The organism is Streptomyces tagetis (assembly GCF_018069565.1).
Lineage (GTDB): Bacteria > Actinomycetota > Actinomycetes > Streptomycetales > Streptomycetaceae > Streptomyces > Streptomyces tagetis.
This window is the reverse complement of the sequence record NZ_JAGPNL010000010.1, coordinates 124,479-140,903: the sequence shown is the minus strand read 5'-3', so window position 1 is coordinate 140,903 and position 16,425 is coordinate 124,479. Positions and strand designations below refer to the sequence as shown.

The following is a 16,425-nucleotide window of genomic DNA, read 5'->3' as shown; positions in this document are numbered from 1 at the left end:
CCCCGCATGACCACCCGCACACCGCTGATGGCCGGCAACTGGAAGATGAACCTCAACCACCTGGAGGCCATCGCCCACGTCCAGAAGCTCGCCTTCGCCCTCGCCGACAAGGACTACGAGGCCGTCGAGGTCGCCGTCCTCGCGCCCTTCACCGACCTGCGCTCCGTGCAGACCCTCGTCGAGGGGGACAAGCTCAAGATCAAGTACGGTGCCCAGGACATCTCCGCCCACGACGGCGGCGCCTACACCGGCGAGATCTCCGGACCGATGCTGGCCAAGCTGAAGTGCGCCTTCGTGGCCGTCGGCCACTCCGAGCGCCGGCAGTACCACGCCGAGACCGACGAGCAGGTCAACGCCAAGGTCAAGGCCGCCTACAAGCACGGCCTCACCCCGATCCTGTGCGTCGGCGAGGAACTGGAGGTCCGCGAGGCGGGCAACCACGTCGCCCACACCCTCGCCCAGGTCGAGGGCGGTCTGAAGGAGCTGCCGGCCGAGCAGGCCGAGACCGTCGTCGTCGCCTACGAGCCCGTCTGGGCCATCGGCACCGGCAAGGTCTGCGGCGCCGAGGAGGCCCAGGAGGTCTGCGCGGCGATCCGCGGCAAGATCGCCGAGCTGTACTCGCAGGAGCTGGCGGACAAGGTCCGCATCCAGTACGGCGGCTCGGTCAAGTCCGGCAACGTCGCCGAGATCATGGCCCAACCCGACATCGACGGCGCCCTCGTCGGAGGTGCCTCACTGGACGCCGACGAGTTCGTCAAGATCGTCCGCTTCCGCGACCAGTGAGTATGCGGTAGCCGCGATACGTCGTACTCTTGCGGGGGCATGGTAGTGCGTCCCTGTGCGGCCCCGCCGCTCAGGCGTCACCATGCCCCCGTCATTCATCCGAGTCCGAGGAAGTTGGTCCAGCCGTGGTTTTGGGGTTCTCGATCGCCCTGATCGTCTTCAGCCTGCTGCTGATGCTGCTGGTGCTGATGCACAAGGGGAAGGGCGGCGGCCTCTCCGACATGTTCGGTGGCGGCATGCAGTCGTCCGTCGGCGGCTCCTCGGTCGCCGAGCGCAACCTCGACCGGATCACCGTCGTGATCGGTCTGCTGTGGTTCGCGTGCATCATCGCGCTCGGACTGCTGATGAAGTCGAACGGCTGATCACGCCGACCGGCCGGCCGGTCCCGGGCGGCGGCACACCGCGCACCACGGGCCCCATGTCCGGTACGCGCCGCTCGGCGCGGCCTATCATGGGGCTTGCGTCTGGGCGCTTGGGCTTGTAACTCCAATCACTGGACGCGCGTTGGGCCTTTCGTAGACTGAGGCGCTCGCGGCGAAGCGGAACGCCGACTCGCTTCGCGGCACCATCACGCAGGGAGTTACGACCGTGGCAAGTGGCAACGCGATCCGGGGAAGCCGGGTCGGGGCGGGGCCGATGGGCGAGGCCGAGCGCGGCGAGTCAGCGCCGCGTCTGCGCATCTCCTTCTGGTGCTCCAACGGACACGAGACACAGCCGAGCTTCGCGAGCGACGCACAGGTCCCGGAGACCTGGGACTGCCCGCGCTGCGGCTTCCCCGCCGGACAGGACCGGGAGAACCCGCCGGACCCGCCGCGCACCGAGCCCTACAAGACGCACCTGGCATACGTGCGCGAGCGTCGCAGCGACGCGGACGGCGAGGCGATCCTCGCCGAGGCACTCGCCAAGCTGCGCGGCGAGATCTAGCCAGAGAAAACCGGCCGGACACCCCAGGGGTGCCTGGCCGGAGTCGTTCGACACCCTTCTTCCGTGCTGATCGCTTAGGTTGGATCGGCGGGGACGCTGCCACACGCAAGGAAGAAGGCTGAAGTCCGACATGAACGCAGACGGCCGTATCAGGCTCCACCAGACGCCCGAATGGACCGCGCTGGCCAAGCACCACCAGGAACTCGGGGAGGTGCGCCTGCGCGAGCTGTTCGCCGCCGACCCGGAGCGCGGCAGCACCTGGACCCTGCGGGTGGGCGACCTCTACGTCGACTACTCCAAGCACCTACTCACCGGCGAGACGCTGCGCCTGCTGCGTGACCTGGCCGCCGCCACCGGCGTGTTCGAGCTGCGGGACGCCATGTTCCGCGGCGAGCGCATCAACACGACCGAGGACCGCGCCGTCCTGCACACCGCGCTGCGCGCCCCGCGGGACGCGGTGATCGAGGTGGACGGGGAGAACGTGGTCCCCGAGGTGCACGCGGTGCTCGACAAGATGGCCGGCTTCGCCGACCGGGTCCGCTCCGGCGAGTGGACCGGCCACACCGGCCGGCGCATCCGTACCGTCGTCAACATCGGCATCGGCGGCTCCGACCTCGGCCCCGCCATGGCCTACGAGGCACTGCGCGACGTCACCGACCGCGCGCTCGCCGTCCGGTTCGTCTCCAACGTCGACGGCGCCGACCTGTACGAGGCGACCCGCGACCTGGACCCGGCGGAGACGCTGTTCGTCATCGCCTCCAAGACGTTCACGACGATCGAGACCCTCACCAACGCCACCTCCGCGCGGAGCTGGCTGCTGGACGCCCTCGGCGACGAGGCCGCGGTCGCCCGGCACTTCGTCGCGCTGTCGACCAACGCGGAGAAGGTCGCCGAGTTCGGCATCGACACGGCCAACATGTTCGCGTTCTGGGACTGGGTCGGCGGACGATACTCCTTCGACTCGGCCATCGGCCTCTCCCTGATGATCGCCATCGGCCCGGACCGCTTCCGCGAGCTGCTTGACGGCTTCCACCTTGTCGACGAGCACTTCCGCACCGCGCCCCCCGAGTCCAACGTGCCGCTGCTGATGGGGCTGCTGGGCATCTGGTACGGCAACTTCGCGGGCGCCCAGTCGCACGCGGTGCTGCCCTACAGCCACTACCTCTCCCGCTTCACCGCCTACCTCCAGCAACTCGACATGGAGTCCAACGGCAAGTCCGTCGACCGCGACGGGCAGCCGGTGGAGTGGCAGACGGGCCCGGTGGTGTGGGGCACCCCGGGCACCAACGGGCAGCACGCCTACTACCAGTTGATCCACCAGGGCACCAAGCTGATCCCGGCGGACTTCCTCGGCTTCGCCCGCCCGGTCGCCGGACTCGACGACACCCTCGCCGCCCAGCACGACCTGCTGATGGCCAACTTCTTCGCGCAGACCCAGGCCCTCGCCTTCGGCAAGACGCCGGACGAGGTGCGGGAGGAGGGTGTGCCGGAGGAACTGGTGCCGCACAAGACGTTCCGCGGCGACCACCCGACCACCACCATCCTCGCCACCGAACTGACGCCCTCCGTCCTCGGCCAGCTCATCGCGCTCTACGAGCACAAGGTCTTCGTCCAGGGCGCCGTCTGGAACATCGACTCCTTCGACCAGTGGGGCGTTGAACTCGGCAAGGTGCTGGCCAAGCGGGTCGAACCGGCCCTCACCGAGGGCGCCGAGGTGCCCGGCCTCGACCCCTCCACCCGCGCGCTGGTCGCCGCCTACCGGGAGCTGCGCGGCCGGCGGTGACACCCTCAGCGCCGTTCTTCGGGGAAGTGGGCGGCGGCCCGCCGCCCGCTTCCCGTAGACTCCCGTGATCATCCGGACCATGACTCGGGGGAGTTCACCATGGCGCGTGCGCCGGGGAGTTGGACGGGCGGTGGACTGACGGCGCGGGACGCGCTGCGGCCCAAACGGCTGGCGCGCGCGGTGTTCCACCCGGCGTGGATACCGCCCTCCGTCGACGCCTCGGTCGAACGGCTCAAGCGGGTCCGGCTCATCGCCGGCACGGTCGCCGCGCTCGGCGTCTACACCGTCTTCCAGGGCGGGTTCACCTTCGACGAAGTGCTGGAGAACATGCTGACGGCCTCCGCCGTCCTGCTCTTCCTCACCCCGCTCACGGTCGGCGTCATGCTCTGGGTGTGGCGCCACGGCGGCCCGGTCCGCACGCTCAAAGTGCCGCTGCTCAACTCGGCCAAGCTGCTGCTGCTCTTCGTGGGGTCGATCGTGCTCACGGTCTACCTGCTGAAGTCGGCGGCCGGCTCACCGCTGCTCGTCCTGTTCCTCGGGCCGCCGGCGCTGTGGATGGCGGTGGTCGTGGTCCGCGGCGCCGTGCACGTCTCCGGCAACTTCTTCGGCACGGCGGGCGTCCACCGCTGTCTGCCGCCCCTGCTGGCGACCGTGACGACCTGGCTGATCGCCCTCTTCGACCTCGCCACGGGCGATCTGCACGGGCTCAGCCTCACCATGGGCGTCGTCTTCATCCTCGGGGCGCCCGTGACGGTCACCTCGATCGCGCTGGTGGAGATGGGCCGGCTGCGCCGCCGGCACGGCATCCGGCTCACCCGGCACCCGGCGGCCCCCCGGCCGCCCGGCACGCCGTCCGTCCCGCCGCAGGCGCCGCCGTACGCCCCGCCGCGGGCCACCCCGTACCCGCCGTCTCCGCCGGGGCGGCCCCCGTACGGCCCCGGTGGTCCCTACGGCACCGGCAACCCCTACGCGCCCCCGCCGCGGCCCCACCACCCCGGCAACCCGTACGCCCCGCACCCCGGCAACCCGTACGCCCCCGGCCCCGGCGGCTCCTGACGCCCGCCCGGCGCCCGGCGACGGGCAACGCCCCGTCCGCCTCCGGGGACGGCGATGACCAGCCCTCGCCCGGGAACGGCAACGCCCCGCGTCCGGGTACGGCAACGTCCCGCCCGCGCCCGGCGACGGGCAACGCCCCGCCCGCGTCCGGGAACGGCGACGCCGGGCCCCGGCACACGGGACCCGGCGTCCTGCCGCGCGGGTACTACGCCGACGCGGGCGGATACATCGACCGGGGCAGCCCGGAGGCCGCCGCCGCGTCCAGCAGCCACAGGGTGCGGGAGCGGCCCCGCGCCCCCGCCGCCGGCGCCTGGATCTCGCCGGCGCCGGAGAGCGCGACCGCCACGGCCTTCGCCTTGTCCTCCCCGGCCGCCAGCAGCCACACCTCACGGGCCGCCCGGATCGCCGGCAGGGTCAGCGACACCCGGGTCGGCGGCGGCTTGGGGGCGCCGTGGACGCCGACCACCGTCCGCTCGGTCTCCCGCACCGCGGGCAGCTCCGGGAAGAGCGAGGCCACATGGGTGTCGGGTCCGACGCCCAGCAGCAGCACGTCGAACGAGGGCACCGCGGCGTGGTCCTCGGGACCGGCGGCCTCCGCCAGTCGCCGCGCGTAGGCCGCCGCGGCGGCCTCCACGTCCGTGCCGTGAGGGCCGTCCGAGGCGGGCATCGCCCGCACCCGCGCCGGGTCGACCGGCACCGCGTCCAGCAGCGCCTCGCGCGCCTGGGTCACGTTGCGCTCCGGATCGCCCTCGGGCAGGAACCGCTCGTCGCCCCACCACAGGTCCAGCCGCGACCAGTCGACGGCGTCCCGGGCGGGCGACCCCGCCAGGGCGGCCAGCAGGCCGTTGCCGTTGCGGCCCCCGGTCAGCACCACGGACGCCGAGCCCCGGGACGCCTGCGCGTCCACGATCCTCGTGATCAGCCGGGCCGCGGCGGCCTCGGCCATCAGCTCCTTGTCCCGGTGCACGACCAACTGGGGTGTGCTCACGTCGTCGCCGCCTTCCTCACCGGTTCCTCCTCCCGCGCCGTGTCCCGTGCGGGAGCTTGCGCAGTCGCCTCGACGGGAGCGCCTGTCCCGAGGGACCGCCCCCCGGCTCCTTTGGGGGGCGTGCTCAGCCGGTTGACGCCGTAGCGCAGCGCCGAGGCGTAGGTGTCGTCCGGGTCGAGCCGGCGCAGCTCCTCCGCCATCAGCTCGGCGGTCTCCCGGCGCTTGAGCGCCACCGCGCGGGCCGGCTGGCCCTGGATGGACAGGGTCGCCAGCGAACCGTCCGCCCGGTCCAGGACGACCGGACCGCAGTCCGTCTCCATCCGGACCGCCGTCAGCCCCGGCCCGCTGGAGGCGGAGCGTTCCACCGGGACGTCCAGCCGGTCCGCGAGCCACATCGCCAGCAGCTCGCAGCTCGGGTTGAACGCCTCGCCCTCCACCTCGACCGACTGCACCCGGCAGTCGACCTGGTCCAGGGCCGCCGCCAGCATCGAACGCCAGGGCGTGATCCGGGTCCACGACAGGTCGGTGTCCCCGGGCGTGTACGACTCCGCGCGGGCGACCAGCTCGCGTACCGGCTCCTCGCAGGCGTAGGTGTCGGTGACCCGGCGCTGGGCGAGCGCCCCGAGCGGGTCGTTGGCCGGGTCCAGCGGCGCGTTCACCGGCCACCAGACCACCACCGGGGCGTCCGGCAGCAGCAGCGGCAGCACCACCGACTGGGCGTGGTCGACGACCTCGCCGTACAGCCGGAGCACCACCGTCTCGCCGGTGCCCGCGTCCGCGCCGATGCGCACCTCGGCGTCGAGCCGGGACTGCGTGCGCTCCCGGGGCGAGCGCGAGACCCGCTTGATGACGACGAGGGTGCGCGAGGGGTGCTCGTGCGCGGCGTCGCTCGCCGCCCTCAGCGCGTCGTAGGCGTTCTCCTCGTCGGTGACGATGACCAGGGTGAGCACCATGCCGACGGCGGGGGTGCCGCTGGCCCGGCGGCCCTGCACCAGCGCCTTGTTGATCTTGCTGGCCGTGGTGTCCGTGAGGTCTGTCTTCATGGCCGGCGCCAGCTCCGTCCGTCTCGCTCCAGCATGTCGTCGGCCTCGACCGGCCCCCAGGTACCCGCCGGGTACTGGGCCGGGGTGCCGTTCTCGTCCCAGTAGCGCTCGATCGGGTCGAGGATCTTCCAGGACAGCTCGACCTCCTCGGTGCGCGGGAAGAGGTTGGCGTCGCCGAGCAGGACGTCGAGGATGAGCCGCTCGTACGCCTCCGGGCTGGACTCGGTGAAGGACTCGCCGTAGGCGAAGTCCATGGACACGTCCCGGATCTCCATGGAGGTGCCGGGCACCTTGGAGCCGAAGCGGACCGTGACGCCCTCGTCGGGCTGGACGCGGATGACGATCGCGTTCTGGCCCAGCTCCTCCGTCGCGCTGGTGTCGAAGGGGGAGTGCGGGGCCCGCTGGAAGACCACGGCGATCTCCGTGACCCGGCGGCCGAGCCGTTTCCCGGTGCGCAGGTAGAAGGGGACGCCCGCCCAGCGGCGGTTGTCGATGCCGACCTTGATCGCCGCGTAGGTGTCGGTGGTGGACTTCGGGTCGATGCCCTCTTCCTCCAGGTAACCGACCGCCTTCGCGCCGCCCTGCCAGCCCGCCGCGTACTGGCCGCGCACGGTGTCGCGGCCGAGGTCCTTGGGGAGCCGGACGGCGCCGAGCACCTTGGTCTTCTCCGCGGCCAGCGCGTCCGCGTCGAAGGAGGCGGGCTCCTCCATCGCGGTCAGGGCGAGGAGTTGCAGCAGGTGGTTCTGGATGACGTCGCGGGCGGCGCCGATGCCGTCGTAGTAGCCGGCCCGGCCGCCGATGCCGATGTCCTCGGCCATGGTGATCTGCACGTGGTCCACGTAGGACCGGTTCCAGATCGGTTCGAACATGGTGTTGGCGAAGCGCAGCGCCAGGATGTTCTGGACGGTCTCCTTGCCCAGGTAGTGGTCGATGCGGAAGACCTGGTCCGGGGCGAAGACCTCGTGGACGATCGCGTTCAGCTCCTCGGCCGACCGCAGGTCGTGGCCGAAGGGCTTCTCGATCACCGCACGCCGCCAGGACCCGCCGGACTGGTCCGCCAGTCCGTGCCTGCGGAGCTGCTGGATCACCACCGGGAAGGACTTCGGCGGCACCGAGAGGTAGAAGGCGAAGTTGCCGCCCGTGCCCTGCGCCTTGTCCAGCTCGTCGATCGTGTCGCGCAGCCGCTCGAAGGAGTCGTCGTCGTCGAAGGTGCCCTGGACGAAGCGCATGCCCTGGATGAGCTGCTGCCAGACCTCCTCGCGGAACGTCGTGCGCGCGTGCTCCTTGACGGCGTCGTGCACGACCTGCGTGAAGTCCTCGTTCTCCCAGTCCCGGCGGGCGAAGCCCACCAGGGAGAAGCCCGGCGGCAGCAGACCGCGGTTGGCCAGGTCGTAGACGGCGGGCATGAGCTTCTTGCGGGAGAGGTCGCCCGTGACGCCGAAGATGACCAGACCCGACGGCCCCGCGATGCGCGGGAGCCGTCGGTCTGCGGGGTCACGCAGCGGGTTGCTGCTCGACAATGTCCTAGCCCTCCGAGGGGGCGAGGCGCCGGAGCTCCGCCTCGGTCGACTTCAGCAGGTCGTTCCAGGACGCCTCGAACTTGTCGACGCCCTCGTCCTCCAGGAGCTGCACCACCTCGTCGTAGGAGATGCCGAGCTTCTCGACCGCGTCCAGGTCGGCGCGGGCCTGCTCGTAGGTGCCCGAGACGGTGTCGCCGGTGATCCGCCCGTGGTCCTCGGTGGCCTCCAGCGTCGCCTCCGGCATGGTGTTGACCGTGTTCGGCGCGACCAGGTCGGTGACGTACATCGTGTCCGCGTACGCCGGGTCCTTGACGCCGGTCGACGCCCACAGCGGGCGCTGACGGTTGGCGCCCTCGCGCTCCAGCGCGTTCCAGCGGTCGGAGGAGAAGACCTCCTCGTACGCCTGGTAGGCGAGGCGGGCGTTGGCCACGGCGGCCTTGCCGCGCAGCGCCTTGGCCTCGTCGGTGCCGAGCGCGTCGAGCCGCTTGTCGATCTCGGTGTCCACGCGGGAGACGAAGAAGGACGCCACCGAGTGGATCAGCGACAGGTCCAGTCCGCGCTCCCGGGCCTTCTCCAGGCCGGTCAGGAAGGCGTCCATCACCTTGCGGTAGCGCTCCAGGGAGAAGATCAGCGTGACGTTGACGCTGATGCCCAGGCCGATGGTCTCGGCGATCGCCGGAAGGCCGGCCTCGGTCGCCGGGATCTTGATCAGCGTGTTGGGCCGGTCCACCAGCCAGGCGAGCTGCTTGGCCTCGGCGACCGTCGCCTCGGTGTGGTGGGCGAGGCGCGGGTCGACCTCGATGGAGACCCGGCCGTCCTTGCCGCCGGTGGCGTCGAAGACGGGGCGCAGGATGTCGGCGGCGTCGCGGACGTCCGCCGTGGTGATCATCCGGATCGCCTCCTCGACGGTCACCTTGCGGACCGCGAGGTCGGCGAGCTGACGGTCGTAGCCGTCACCCTGCGAGATCGCCTTCTGGAAGATCGACGGGTTGGTGGTGACGCCCACGACGTGCTGCTGGTCGATCAGCTCGGCGAGGTTGCCGGACGTGATCCGCTTGCGCGACAGGTCGTCCAGCCAGATCGCGACGCCCTCCTCGGAGAGGCGCTTGAGTGCGTCTGTCATGGAAATTGCATCTCCTATGTTCCTGTGTGCCGTGTACGAGCGTCAGCGCCGGCCGGCGGCCAGCGATTCCTGGGCGGCGGCGACCACGTTCTCGGGGGTGAAACCGAACTCGCGGAAGAGGGTCGGACCGTCGGCCGAGGCACCGAAGTGCTCCAGGGAGACGATGCGGCCGGCGTCCCCGACGTACTTGTGCCAGGTCAGTCCCACCCCCGCCTCCACCGCGACGCGGGCCTTGACGGAGGGCGGCAGGACGCTGTCCCGGTACCCCTGGTCCTGCTCCTCGAACCACTCCACGGACGGCATCGACACCACCCGGGTGGGCACGCCGCCGGCCTGGAGCCGCTCGCGCGCCTCGACGGCGAGGTGCACCTCGGAGCCGGTGGCGATGAGGACGACCTGCGGCTCGCCGCCCTCGGCCTCGAACAGCACGTAGCCGCCCTTGGCCGCGTCGTCGTTCGGCTCGTAGACCGGCACGCCCTGGCGGGTGAGGGCCAGACCGTGCGGGGCGCCCTTGCCGAACTCCTTCGTCCAGCGGCGCATGATCTCGCGCCAGGCGATCGCCGTCTCGTTGGCGTCGGCCGGACGGACCACGTTCAGGCCCGGGATGGCGCGCAGCGAGGCCAGGTGCTCGACCGGCTGGTGGGTCGGGCCGTCCTCGCCCAGGCCGACGGAGTCGTGCGTCCACACGTACGTCACCGGCAGGTGCATCAGCGCCGAGAGCCGCACCGCGTTGCGCATGTAGTCGGAGAACACCAGGAAGGTGCCGCCGTAGATGCGCGTGTTGCCGTGCAGGGCGATGCCGTTCATCTCCGCGGCCATCGCGTGCTCGCGGATGCCGTAGTGGATGGTGCGGCCGTAGGGGTCCGCCTCGGGCAGCGGGTTGCCCTCGGGGAGGAAGGAGCTGGTCTTGTCGATCGTCGTGTTGTTCGAGCCGGCGAGGTCGGCGGAGCCGCCCCACAGCTCGGGCACGATCGCGCCGAGCGCCTGGAGCACCTTGCCGGAGGCGGCGCGGGTGGCGACGCCCTTGCCCGTCTCGAAGACCGGGATCGTCTCTTCCCAGCCCTTGGGCAGCTCGCCCTTGGCGATCCGGTCGTACTCGGCGGCACGCTCCGGGTTGTCGTCCCGCCACTGCCGGAAGGACTTCTCCCACACCGCGCGGGCGGCCTGGCCGCGCTCCAGCGCCTTGCGGGTGTGCGCGATGACCTCGTCGGAGACCTCGAAGGTGCGCTCCGGGTCGAAGCCCAGCACGCGCTTGGTGGCGGCGACCTCCTCGTCGCCGAGGGCCGAGCCGTGGGACGCCTCGGTGTTCTGCGCGTTGGGGGCGGGCCAGGCGATGATCGACCGCATGGCGATGAAGGACGGCCGGTCGGTGACCTTCCGGGCCTCCTCGACCGCGCGGTGGATGGCGTGCGGGTCCAGGTCGCCGTTGTCCTGGGGGGCCACGCGCTGCACGTGCCAGCCGTAGGACTCGTACCGCTTGACGGTGTCCTCGGAGACCGCGGTCTCCGTGTCGCCCTCGATCGAGATGTGGTTGTCGTCCCAGAGCAGGACCAGGTTGCCCAGCTTCTGGTGGCCCGCGAGGGAGGACGCCTCGGCGGAGATGCCCTCCTGGAGGCAGCCGTCACCGGCGACGCAGTAGACGAAGTGGTCGAAGGGGGACTCGCCCGCCGGGGCCTCGGGGTCGAACAGCCCGCGCTCGTAGCGGGCGGCCATCGCCATGCCCACCGCGTTGGCGACGCCCTGGCCGAGCGGGCCGGTCGTCGTCTCCACACCCACCGTGTGGCCGTACTCGGGGTGCCCCGGGGTCTTCGAGCCCCAGGTGCGGAACGCCTTCAGGTCGTCCAGCTCCAGGCCGAAGCCGGCCAGGTAGAGCTGGGTGTAGAGGGTCAGGGACGAGTGTCCGGCGGACAGCACGAAGCGGTCACGCCCGACCCAGTCCGCGTCGGCGGGGTCGTGCCGCATCACCTTCTGGAAGAGGGTGTAGGCGGCGGGAGCCAGGCTCATCGCCGTACCGGGATGGCCGTTGCCAACCTTCTGTACGGCATCGGCGGCCAGGACGCGGGCGGTGTCCACGGCCCGCTGGTCCAGCTCGGTCCACTCGAGGTCTGCGGTGGTCGGCTTGGTGCTCACCCTGAGTCAGGGCTCCTCTCCGGTGTCGGAAGCCGGTGTACATGACGCTCACCGGGTGCCGGCGTATCCGTACGCGGCCGGCCATTGCCGAGCCTACCCCCGTAAGTACGTGCGTTTTTCCCCGGAAACCAGACTGCCGGGACTCTTCTCGATCCGCCTGCCGACCGGGGGAAACGGCATTTGGACAAGTGAATACGCAGCCGCTCATCCGACTGCTCAATCGACTCCGCGTACGCACGTCGGAGCGTCCTCTTTCTCCGCGTTTCCGCGCGACCCCACCCCCCGCGAAGAGCCGGGGTATGGGCAACGTCTAAAGTGGCGTGGTACGCGCGAGCCTTTACCGGCACTTCACACGGAGGGCTTGCTGGGATGTCTCTGTCAGGGGTGTGCGTGACGGCCGTTGAATCCCGTCCTGCGGGGGTTATCGGGACGAGCCAGAGCCCGAGTCACCGGCCGTTCGGGGCCCGTGTCAAGGCGTTCGTGGCGCTGACCAAGCCGCGGATCATCGAGCTTCTGCTGATCACCACGGTTCCGGTGATGTTCCTCGCCGAGCAGGGCGTCCCCGACCTGCGGCTGGTGCTGCTCACCTGTGTCGGCGGCTACCTCTCCGCGGGCGGCGCCAACGCGCTGAACATGTACATCGACCGCGACATCGACGCGCTCATGGACCGCACCTCGCAGCGCCCGCTCGTCACCGGCATGGTCAGCCCGCGCGAGTGCCTCGCCTTCGGCATCACCCTGGCGATCGTCTCGACGCTGATGTTCGGCCTCACCGTCAACTGGCTCTCCGCCTGGCTCGCCCTCGGCGCGCTCCTCTTCTACGTGGTCGTCTACACGATGATCCTCAAGCGGCGCACCTCGCAGAACATCGTGTGGGGCGGCATCGCCGGCTGTCTGCCGGTGCTGATCGGCTGGTCCTCGGTGACCAACTCGATGTCCTGGGCGCCGGTCATCCTCTTCCTGGTGATGTTCTTCTGGACGCCGCCGCACTACTGGCCGCTGTCCATGAAGGTCAAGGAGGACTACGCGCGCGTGGGCGTGCCCATGCTCCCGGTCATCGCCTCCAACAAGGTCGTCGCCCGCCAGATCGTGATCTACAGCTGGGTGATGGTCGTCGTCTCGCTGCTGCTGACGCCGCTGGGCTACACCGGCTGGTTCTACACGGCGGTCGCCCTGCTGGCCGGCGGCATGTGGCTGTGGGAGGCGCACGGGCTCCAGAACCGGGCCAAGGCCGAGGTCACCGGCGTCAAGCTCAAGGAGATGCGGCTCTTCCACTGGTCCATCACCTACGTCTCGGTGCTCTTCCTCGCCATCGCGGTCGACCCCTTCCTGCGGTAGCCGGAGTCCTGCGCGCCTTTGACGGGCGGGGTGCGTGGCCCAGGCCACGCACCCCGCCCGTCGCCGTTCGCACTACCCGTCGGTAGCATTCTGGGCATGGCAGACACGCAGCAGGTTGACGCGAAGGCCGGCGCCCGGCACGGACGCCAGGTGACCCGGCTCGCCCGGTGGATCGACACCTTCGCCAAGGCGCACGGCGGCGCCGAGGGCCAGGTCTCCTACGTCGGGGAGCGCGGGGCGCGCATCGTGCTCGTCGGCGCGGACGGCACCTGGGGCGACCTCATGGCCCCCACGTACGAGAGCGCCGAGAAGGCCGTCGCGAAGTCCGGGATCACCGTCCACGACGCCTTCGACGGCGAGTTCGCGGCGCGGGTGAGGACGGGCCCCTACGAGTGGTCCCGCATGGCGGGTCTCCAGGTCGGCGGCCCGAAGAACGGCTGACGCGCCTTGGACGCGCCCCGGGTGACGCTCTCCGGCGCCCCCGGCGTCGCCTGATGTTCCCCGGGCGCCGCCCGGCGGACCGGCGTGCCCCGGCCCCGGCGGCGCTCCCCGTCGGCGGAACCGTCCCACCACGCGCGCGTGCCGCGTGGCCCGCCTGAGGGTGGCGGACGACGCGGCACGGGGGTGTTGTACGGGACGGCGTGAGCCGTGCTCAGGCGGGGGTCAGCGAGGGCTCCTCGGCCGGACCGGGCGCGTCGGCCTCCGCGAGCGGACGCTCCCGCAGCGCGAGCAGCACCCGGACCGTGGCGATCCACACCAGGCACGAGCCGAGCATGTGCAGGCCGACCAGGACCTCGGGCAGGTCGGTGAAGAACTGCACGTAGCCGACGACGCCCTGGAGCAGCAGGATGACGAACAGGTCCCGGGTGCGGGCCGAGGGGCCGGGCGGCGCGTCGACCGCCCTGAGCACGAACCACAGGGCGAAGGTCAGCGTCACCACGATCCACGCCAGCACCGCGTGCAGCTTGGAGACCATCTCCCAGTCGAGCGGCATCCGCGCCACCTCGCTGGAGTCGCCCGCGTGCGGCCCGGCGCCGGTGACCACCGTGCCCACCGCGATCAGCAGCACGCAGACGGCGACGAGCACCCACACCAGTTGGCGCACGGCCGCGCCGACCAGGGGGCGCGGTGCCGCGTCGCCCTCCCCGGCGCGCTGCCACATCACCGTCGCCACCGCGATCAGGGCGGTCGACAGCATGAAGTGCGCGGCCACCGTGTACGGGTTGAGGCCGACCAGCACGACGATGCCGCCGAGGACCGCGTTGCCCATGACGACCCAGAACTGGAGCCAGCCCAGCCGGACCAGGTCCCGCCGGTAGGGCTTCTGCGAGCGGGCGGCGACGATCGCCCAGCCGACCGCCGCGCACAGCACGTAGGTCAGCAGGCGGTTGCCGAACTCGATGATCCCGTGCAGGCCCATCTCGCGGGTGGTGGTGAGCGAGTCGTCGGTGCACTTCGGCCAGGTCGGGCAGCCCAGTCCGGAGCCGGTCAGCCGGACGGCGCCGCCGGTGACCACGATGACCACCGCCATGACGAGCGCGGCGAGGGCCGCCCGCCGGACCGTCCGGGGGTCCGGGGTCCAGCGTGCGGCGATGAAGGCGAGCGGATTGCGCACGGCGGCGGTGGCGTCGGCACGGGTCACGTTTGGCACGCCGTCCATGGTAGGGGGCCGCTTGTGCACGCTTTCACGAGGGTCCCGGCTTGCGCCCGGAGCCCGGCTCCCCGGTCACTCCCAGCGGAAGAACCTGCCGGCCGCGGCGAGCCCCGCGACCGCCCACACGGCGAGGACGCCCAGGTCGCCCCAGGGGATCGACGCGCCGTGCTGGAGCACGTCCCGCAGCCCGCCCGAGAGCGCGGCGATGGGCAGCAGCCCCAGGACCGCCTGCGCGGCGTCCGGGAAGCGGTCCAGCGGCACGATGACCCCGCCGCCCACGAGCAGCAGCAGGAAGACCAGGTTGGCGGCGGCGAGCGTGGCCTCCGCCTTCAGCGTGCCCGCCATCAGCAGCCCGAGGCCGGAGAAGGCGGCCGTGCCGAGGGCCAGGAGCAGCACCACGGCGACCGGGTTGCCGTGCGGCGACCAGCCCAGGGCGAAGGCGATCACCGTCAGCAGGATCACCTGGAGCACCTCGGTGACCAGGACGGCCAGCGTCTTGGCGGTCATCAGGCCCCAGCGCGGCAGCGGTGAGACGGCGAGGCGCTTCAGCACCCCGTAGCGGCGTTCGAAGCCGGTGGCGATGGCCTGGCCGGTGAACGCGGTGGAGAGCACGGCGAGCGCGAGGATGCCGGGGGCGAGGAAGTCGACGGCCGCGCCCTCGCCCGTGTCGACGATGTCCACGGAGCCGAACAGCACCAGCAGCAGCGCCGGGATGATCACCGTGAGCAGCAGTTGCTCGCCGTTGCGCAGCAGCATCCGCGTCTCCAGCAGCGCCTGGGCGGCGATCATGCGGGGGAGCGGCGCGGCCCCGGGCCGGGGCGTGAAGGTGCCGGGGGTCGTGGTGGTCATGCGCGCAGCTCCTTGCCGGTCAGCTCCAGGAAGACGTCCTCCAGGGTGTGCCGTTCCACCGAGATGCGGTCCGGCATGACCCCGTTCTGGGCGCACCAGGAGGTCACCGTGGCGAGCAGTTGGGGATCGATGGTGCCGGTCACCCGGTAGGAACCGGGCGCCGGCTCGACGGCCGAGGTGTTCGCGGGGAGCGCCTTGAGGAGCGAGCCGACGTCGAGCCCGGGGCGTCCGGTGAAGCGCAGCGTGTTCTCCGCGCCGCCCCGGCACAGCTCCTCGGGCGAGCCCTGGGCGACGACCCGGCCGGCGTCGATGACGGCGACGTCGTCGGCGAGTTGCTCGGCCTCGTCCATGTGGTGGGTGGTGAGGATCACCGACACGCCGTCGGCGCGCAGATCGCGCACCAGGTCCCAGGTGGCGCGTCGCGCCTGCGGGTCGAGCCCGGCGCCGGGCTCGTCGAGGAAGACCAGCTCGGGGCGGCCGACCACGGCCATGGCGAGGGCGAGCCGCCGCTGCTGGCCGCCGGAGAGCCGGCGGTAGGTGGTCCGGCCGCAGGAACCGAGCCCCAGGCGCTCGATGAGCCCGTCGACGTCCAGGGGGTGGGCGTGCAGCGCGGCGACGTGCCGCAGCATCTCGTCGGCGCGGGCGCCGGAGTAGACGCCGCCCGACTGGAGCATCACGCCGATCCGGGGCCGCAGCGCGGGGCCCTGGGTCACCGGGTCGAGGCCCAGGACGCGTACCGTGCCGGAGTCCGGTCTCCGGTACCCCTCGCAGATCTCGACCGTGGTCGTCTTGCCGGCGCCGTTGGGGCCGAGGACGGCGGTCACACCCGTTCGGGCCACCAGGTCGAGGCCGTCCACCGCGGTCTTCGTGCCGTACCGCTTCACCAGGGCCTGGACCTGGACCACGGGCTCGCTTCGCATGGGTCCAGAGTCTAGGGACGCGCCGGGTGCCCCCGGCGGGCGGGTATGGGAACTCCCGCGCGCGGGGACGACGCTCCCCGGGGCCGCAGGAGTCCGTCCGGAGGGTCGTCCGGCGTGTCGTCCGGGAACGGCGTGCGGGGCGGTGCGGGCCGGTCGGAGGGGGTGCGCGGGGGCGAGGCGGGGGGCGCGCGGGGAACCCGCGGACCGGCCCGGAACGATCGATCAAAGATCGTTTCCGCAGGTCAGCTTAGGTATACCTAAGTGACGCAGGGCACCACCCGGTGATCCGTTCGCGGGTTGCCGGGCCCGGATGA

The 16,425-nt window shown here is 71.7% G+C and carries 15 protein-coding genes; 7 read left to right on the top strand and 8 right to left on the bottom strand.

The features are described from left to right. Positions 1–6: 6 nt before the first annotated feature. From tpiA to J5Y05_RS28415, 5 genes are all read left to right on the top strand, one after another. Positions 7–783, top strand: coding sequence for a triose-phosphate isomerase (tpiA, locus tag J5Y05_RS28435; RefSeq protein ID WP_210876153.1), 777 nt, complete (start codon positions 7–9; stop codon positions 781–783). Between the two features lie 125 nt (positions 784–908). After that, a complete protein-coding gene (secG, locus tag J5Y05_RS28430; RefSeq protein ID WP_210876152.1) occupies positions 909–1,145 on the top strand; it encodes a preprotein translocase subunit SecG in 237 nt (78 codons plus the stop codon). 226 nt (positions 1,146–1,371) lie between these two features. Continuing rightward, complete coding sequence (locus tag J5Y05_RS28425) at positions 1,372–1,707, top strand: RNA polymerase-binding protein RbpA (protein ID WP_078856302.1); 336 nt, start codon at positions 1,372–1,374, stop codon at positions 1,705–1,707. Positions 1,708–1,837: 130 nt separating this feature from the next. Beyond that, positions 1,838–3,490 carry a glucose-6-phosphate isomerase gene (gene pgi, locus J5Y05_RS28420; protein WP_210876151.1) on the top strand — a complete coding sequence of 551 codons (1,653 nt, stop codon included), beginning with the start codon at positions 1,838–1,840 and terminating at the stop codon, positions 3,488–3,490. A 99-nt stretch (positions 3,491–3,589) separates the two neighbouring features. Next, positions 3,590–4,546, top strand: a complete 957-nt coding sequence (locus J5Y05_RS28415; RefSeq protein WP_210876150.1) for a hypothetical protein — start codon at positions 3,590–3,592, stop codon at positions 4,544–4,546. A gap of 205 nt (positions 4,547–4,751) precedes the next feature. Here J5Y05_RS28415 and pgl read toward each other — a convergent pair whose 3' ends face one another. Genes pgl through tkt form a run of 5 tightly spaced genes read right to left on the bottom strand, consistent with a single transcriptional unit; the run spans position 4,752 to position 11,350 of the window. Continuing rightward, positions 4,752–5,534: a 6-phosphogluconolactonase gene (gene pgl, locus J5Y05_RS28410; protein ID WP_210876149.1), complete on the bottom strand. Its 783-nt coding sequence runs from the start codon at positions 5,532–5,534 to the stop codon at positions 4,752–4,754. Further along, complete coding sequence (opcA, locus tag J5Y05_RS28405) at positions 5,531–6,577, bottom strand: glucose-6-phosphate dehydrogenase assembly protein OpcA (protein WP_210876148.1); 1,047 nt, start codon at positions 6,575–6,577, stop codon at positions 5,531–5,533. Before opcA ends, pgl begins: the two co-directional genes overlap by 4 nt. Beyond that, positions 6,574–8,097 carry a glucose-6-phosphate dehydrogenase gene (zwf, locus tag J5Y05_RS28400; protein WP_210876147.1) on the bottom strand — a complete coding sequence of 508 codons (1,524 nt, stop codon included), beginning with the start codon at positions 8,095–8,097 and terminating at the stop codon, positions 6,574–6,576. The genes opcA and zwf overlap by 4 nt, the downstream gene beginning before the upstream one ends. 4 nt (positions 8,098–8,101) lie before the next feature. Then, positions 8,102–9,220 (bottom strand): transaldolase, encoded by a 1,119-nt coding sequence (gene tal / locus J5Y05_RS28395; protein WP_210876146.1) that lies wholly within the window; start codon positions 9,218–9,220, stop codon positions 8,102–8,104. 42 nt (positions 9,221–9,262) lie between these two features. Continuing rightward, positions 9,263–11,350: a transketolase gene (gene tkt, locus J5Y05_RS28390; RefSeq protein WP_210876145.1), complete on the bottom strand. Its 2,088-nt coding sequence runs from the start codon at positions 11,348–11,350 to the stop codon at positions 9,263–9,265. A gap of 369 nt (positions 11,351–11,719) precedes the next feature. On the opposite strand from tkt, the gene J5Y05_RS28385 reads away from it, so the two are divergent. After that, the gene (locus J5Y05_RS28385) at positions 11,720–12,688 is read left to right on the top strand and encodes a heme o synthase (protein ID WP_247615467.1); all 969 of its coding nucleotides are present in this window, start codon (positions 11,720–11,722) and stop codon (positions 12,686–12,688) included. 96 nt (positions 12,689–12,784) lie between these two features. Beyond that, entirely contained in the window at positions 12,785–13,129 is a 345-nt protein-coding gene (locus tag J5Y05_RS28380) for a hypothetical protein (protein ID WP_210876144.1), read from the top strand. Between the two features lie 211 nt (positions 13,130–13,340). On the opposite strand, the gene J5Y05_RS28375 is transcribed toward J5Y05_RS28380, so the two are convergent. The 3 genes from J5Y05_RS28375 to J5Y05_RS28365 all read right to left on the bottom strand — a co-directional run bounded on the left by J5Y05_RS28375 (position 13,341) and on the right by J5Y05_RS28365 (position 16,111). Then, complete coding sequence (locus J5Y05_RS28375) at positions 13,341–14,348, bottom strand: COX15/CtaA family protein (protein WP_210876143.1); 1,008 nt, start codon at positions 14,346–14,348, stop codon at positions 13,341–13,343. Positions 14,349–14,414: 66 nt separating this feature from the next. Then, on the bottom strand, positions 14,415–15,191 hold the full coding sequence (locus J5Y05_RS28370) for an ABC transporter permease (protein WP_210876142.1): 777 nt from the start codon (positions 15,189–15,191) through the stop codon (positions 14,415–14,417). Next, positions 15,188–16,111 carry an ABC transporter ATP-binding protein gene (locus J5Y05_RS28365; RefSeq protein WP_210876141.1) on the bottom strand — a complete coding sequence of 308 codons (924 nt, stop codon included), beginning with the start codon at positions 16,109–16,111 and terminating at the stop codon, positions 15,188–15,190. The genes J5Y05_RS28370 and J5Y05_RS28365 overlap by 4 nt, the downstream gene beginning before the upstream one ends. Between the last annotated feature and the right edge of the window lie 314 nt (positions 16,112–16,425).

Coding starts and splice junctions, on each gene's coding strand:
- tpiA (WP_210876153.1), top strand. CDS start 7: ATGACCACCCGCACACCGCTGATGGCCGGCAACTGGAAGATGAACCTC.
- pgi (WP_210876151.1), top strand. CDS start 1,838: ATGAACGCAGACGGCCGTATCAGGCTCCACCAGACGCCCGAATGGACC.
- J5Y05_RS28415 (WP_210876150.1), top strand. CDS start 3,590: ATGGCGCGTGCGCCGGGGAGTTGGACGGGCGGTGGACTGACGGCGCGG.
- opcA (WP_210876148.1), bottom strand. CDS start 6,577: ATGAAGACAGACCTCACGGACACCACGGCCAGCAAGATCAACAAGGCG.
- tal (WP_210876146.1), bottom strand. CDS start 9,220: ATGACAGACGCACTCAAGCGCCTCTCCGAGGAGGGCGTCGCGATCTGG.
- J5Y05_RS28385 (WP_247615467.1), top strand. CDS start 11,720: ATGTCTCTGTCAGGGGTGTGCGTGACGGCCGTTGAATCCCGTCCTGCG.
- J5Y05_RS28380 (WP_210876144.1), top strand. CDS start 12,785: ATGGCAGACACGCAGCAGGTTGACGCGAAGGCCGGCGCCCGGCACGGA.
- J5Y05_RS28375 (WP_210876143.1), bottom strand. CDS start 14,348: ATGGACGGCGTGCCAAACGTGACCCGTGCCGACGCCACCGCCGCCGTG.
- J5Y05_RS28370 (WP_210876142.1), bottom strand. CDS start 15,191: ATGACCACCACGACCCCCGGCACCTTCACGCCCCGGCCCGGGGCCGCG.
- J5Y05_RS28365 (WP_210876141.1), bottom strand. CDS start 16,111: ATGCGAAGCGAGCCCGTGGTCCAGGTCCAGGCCCTGGTGAAGCGGTAC.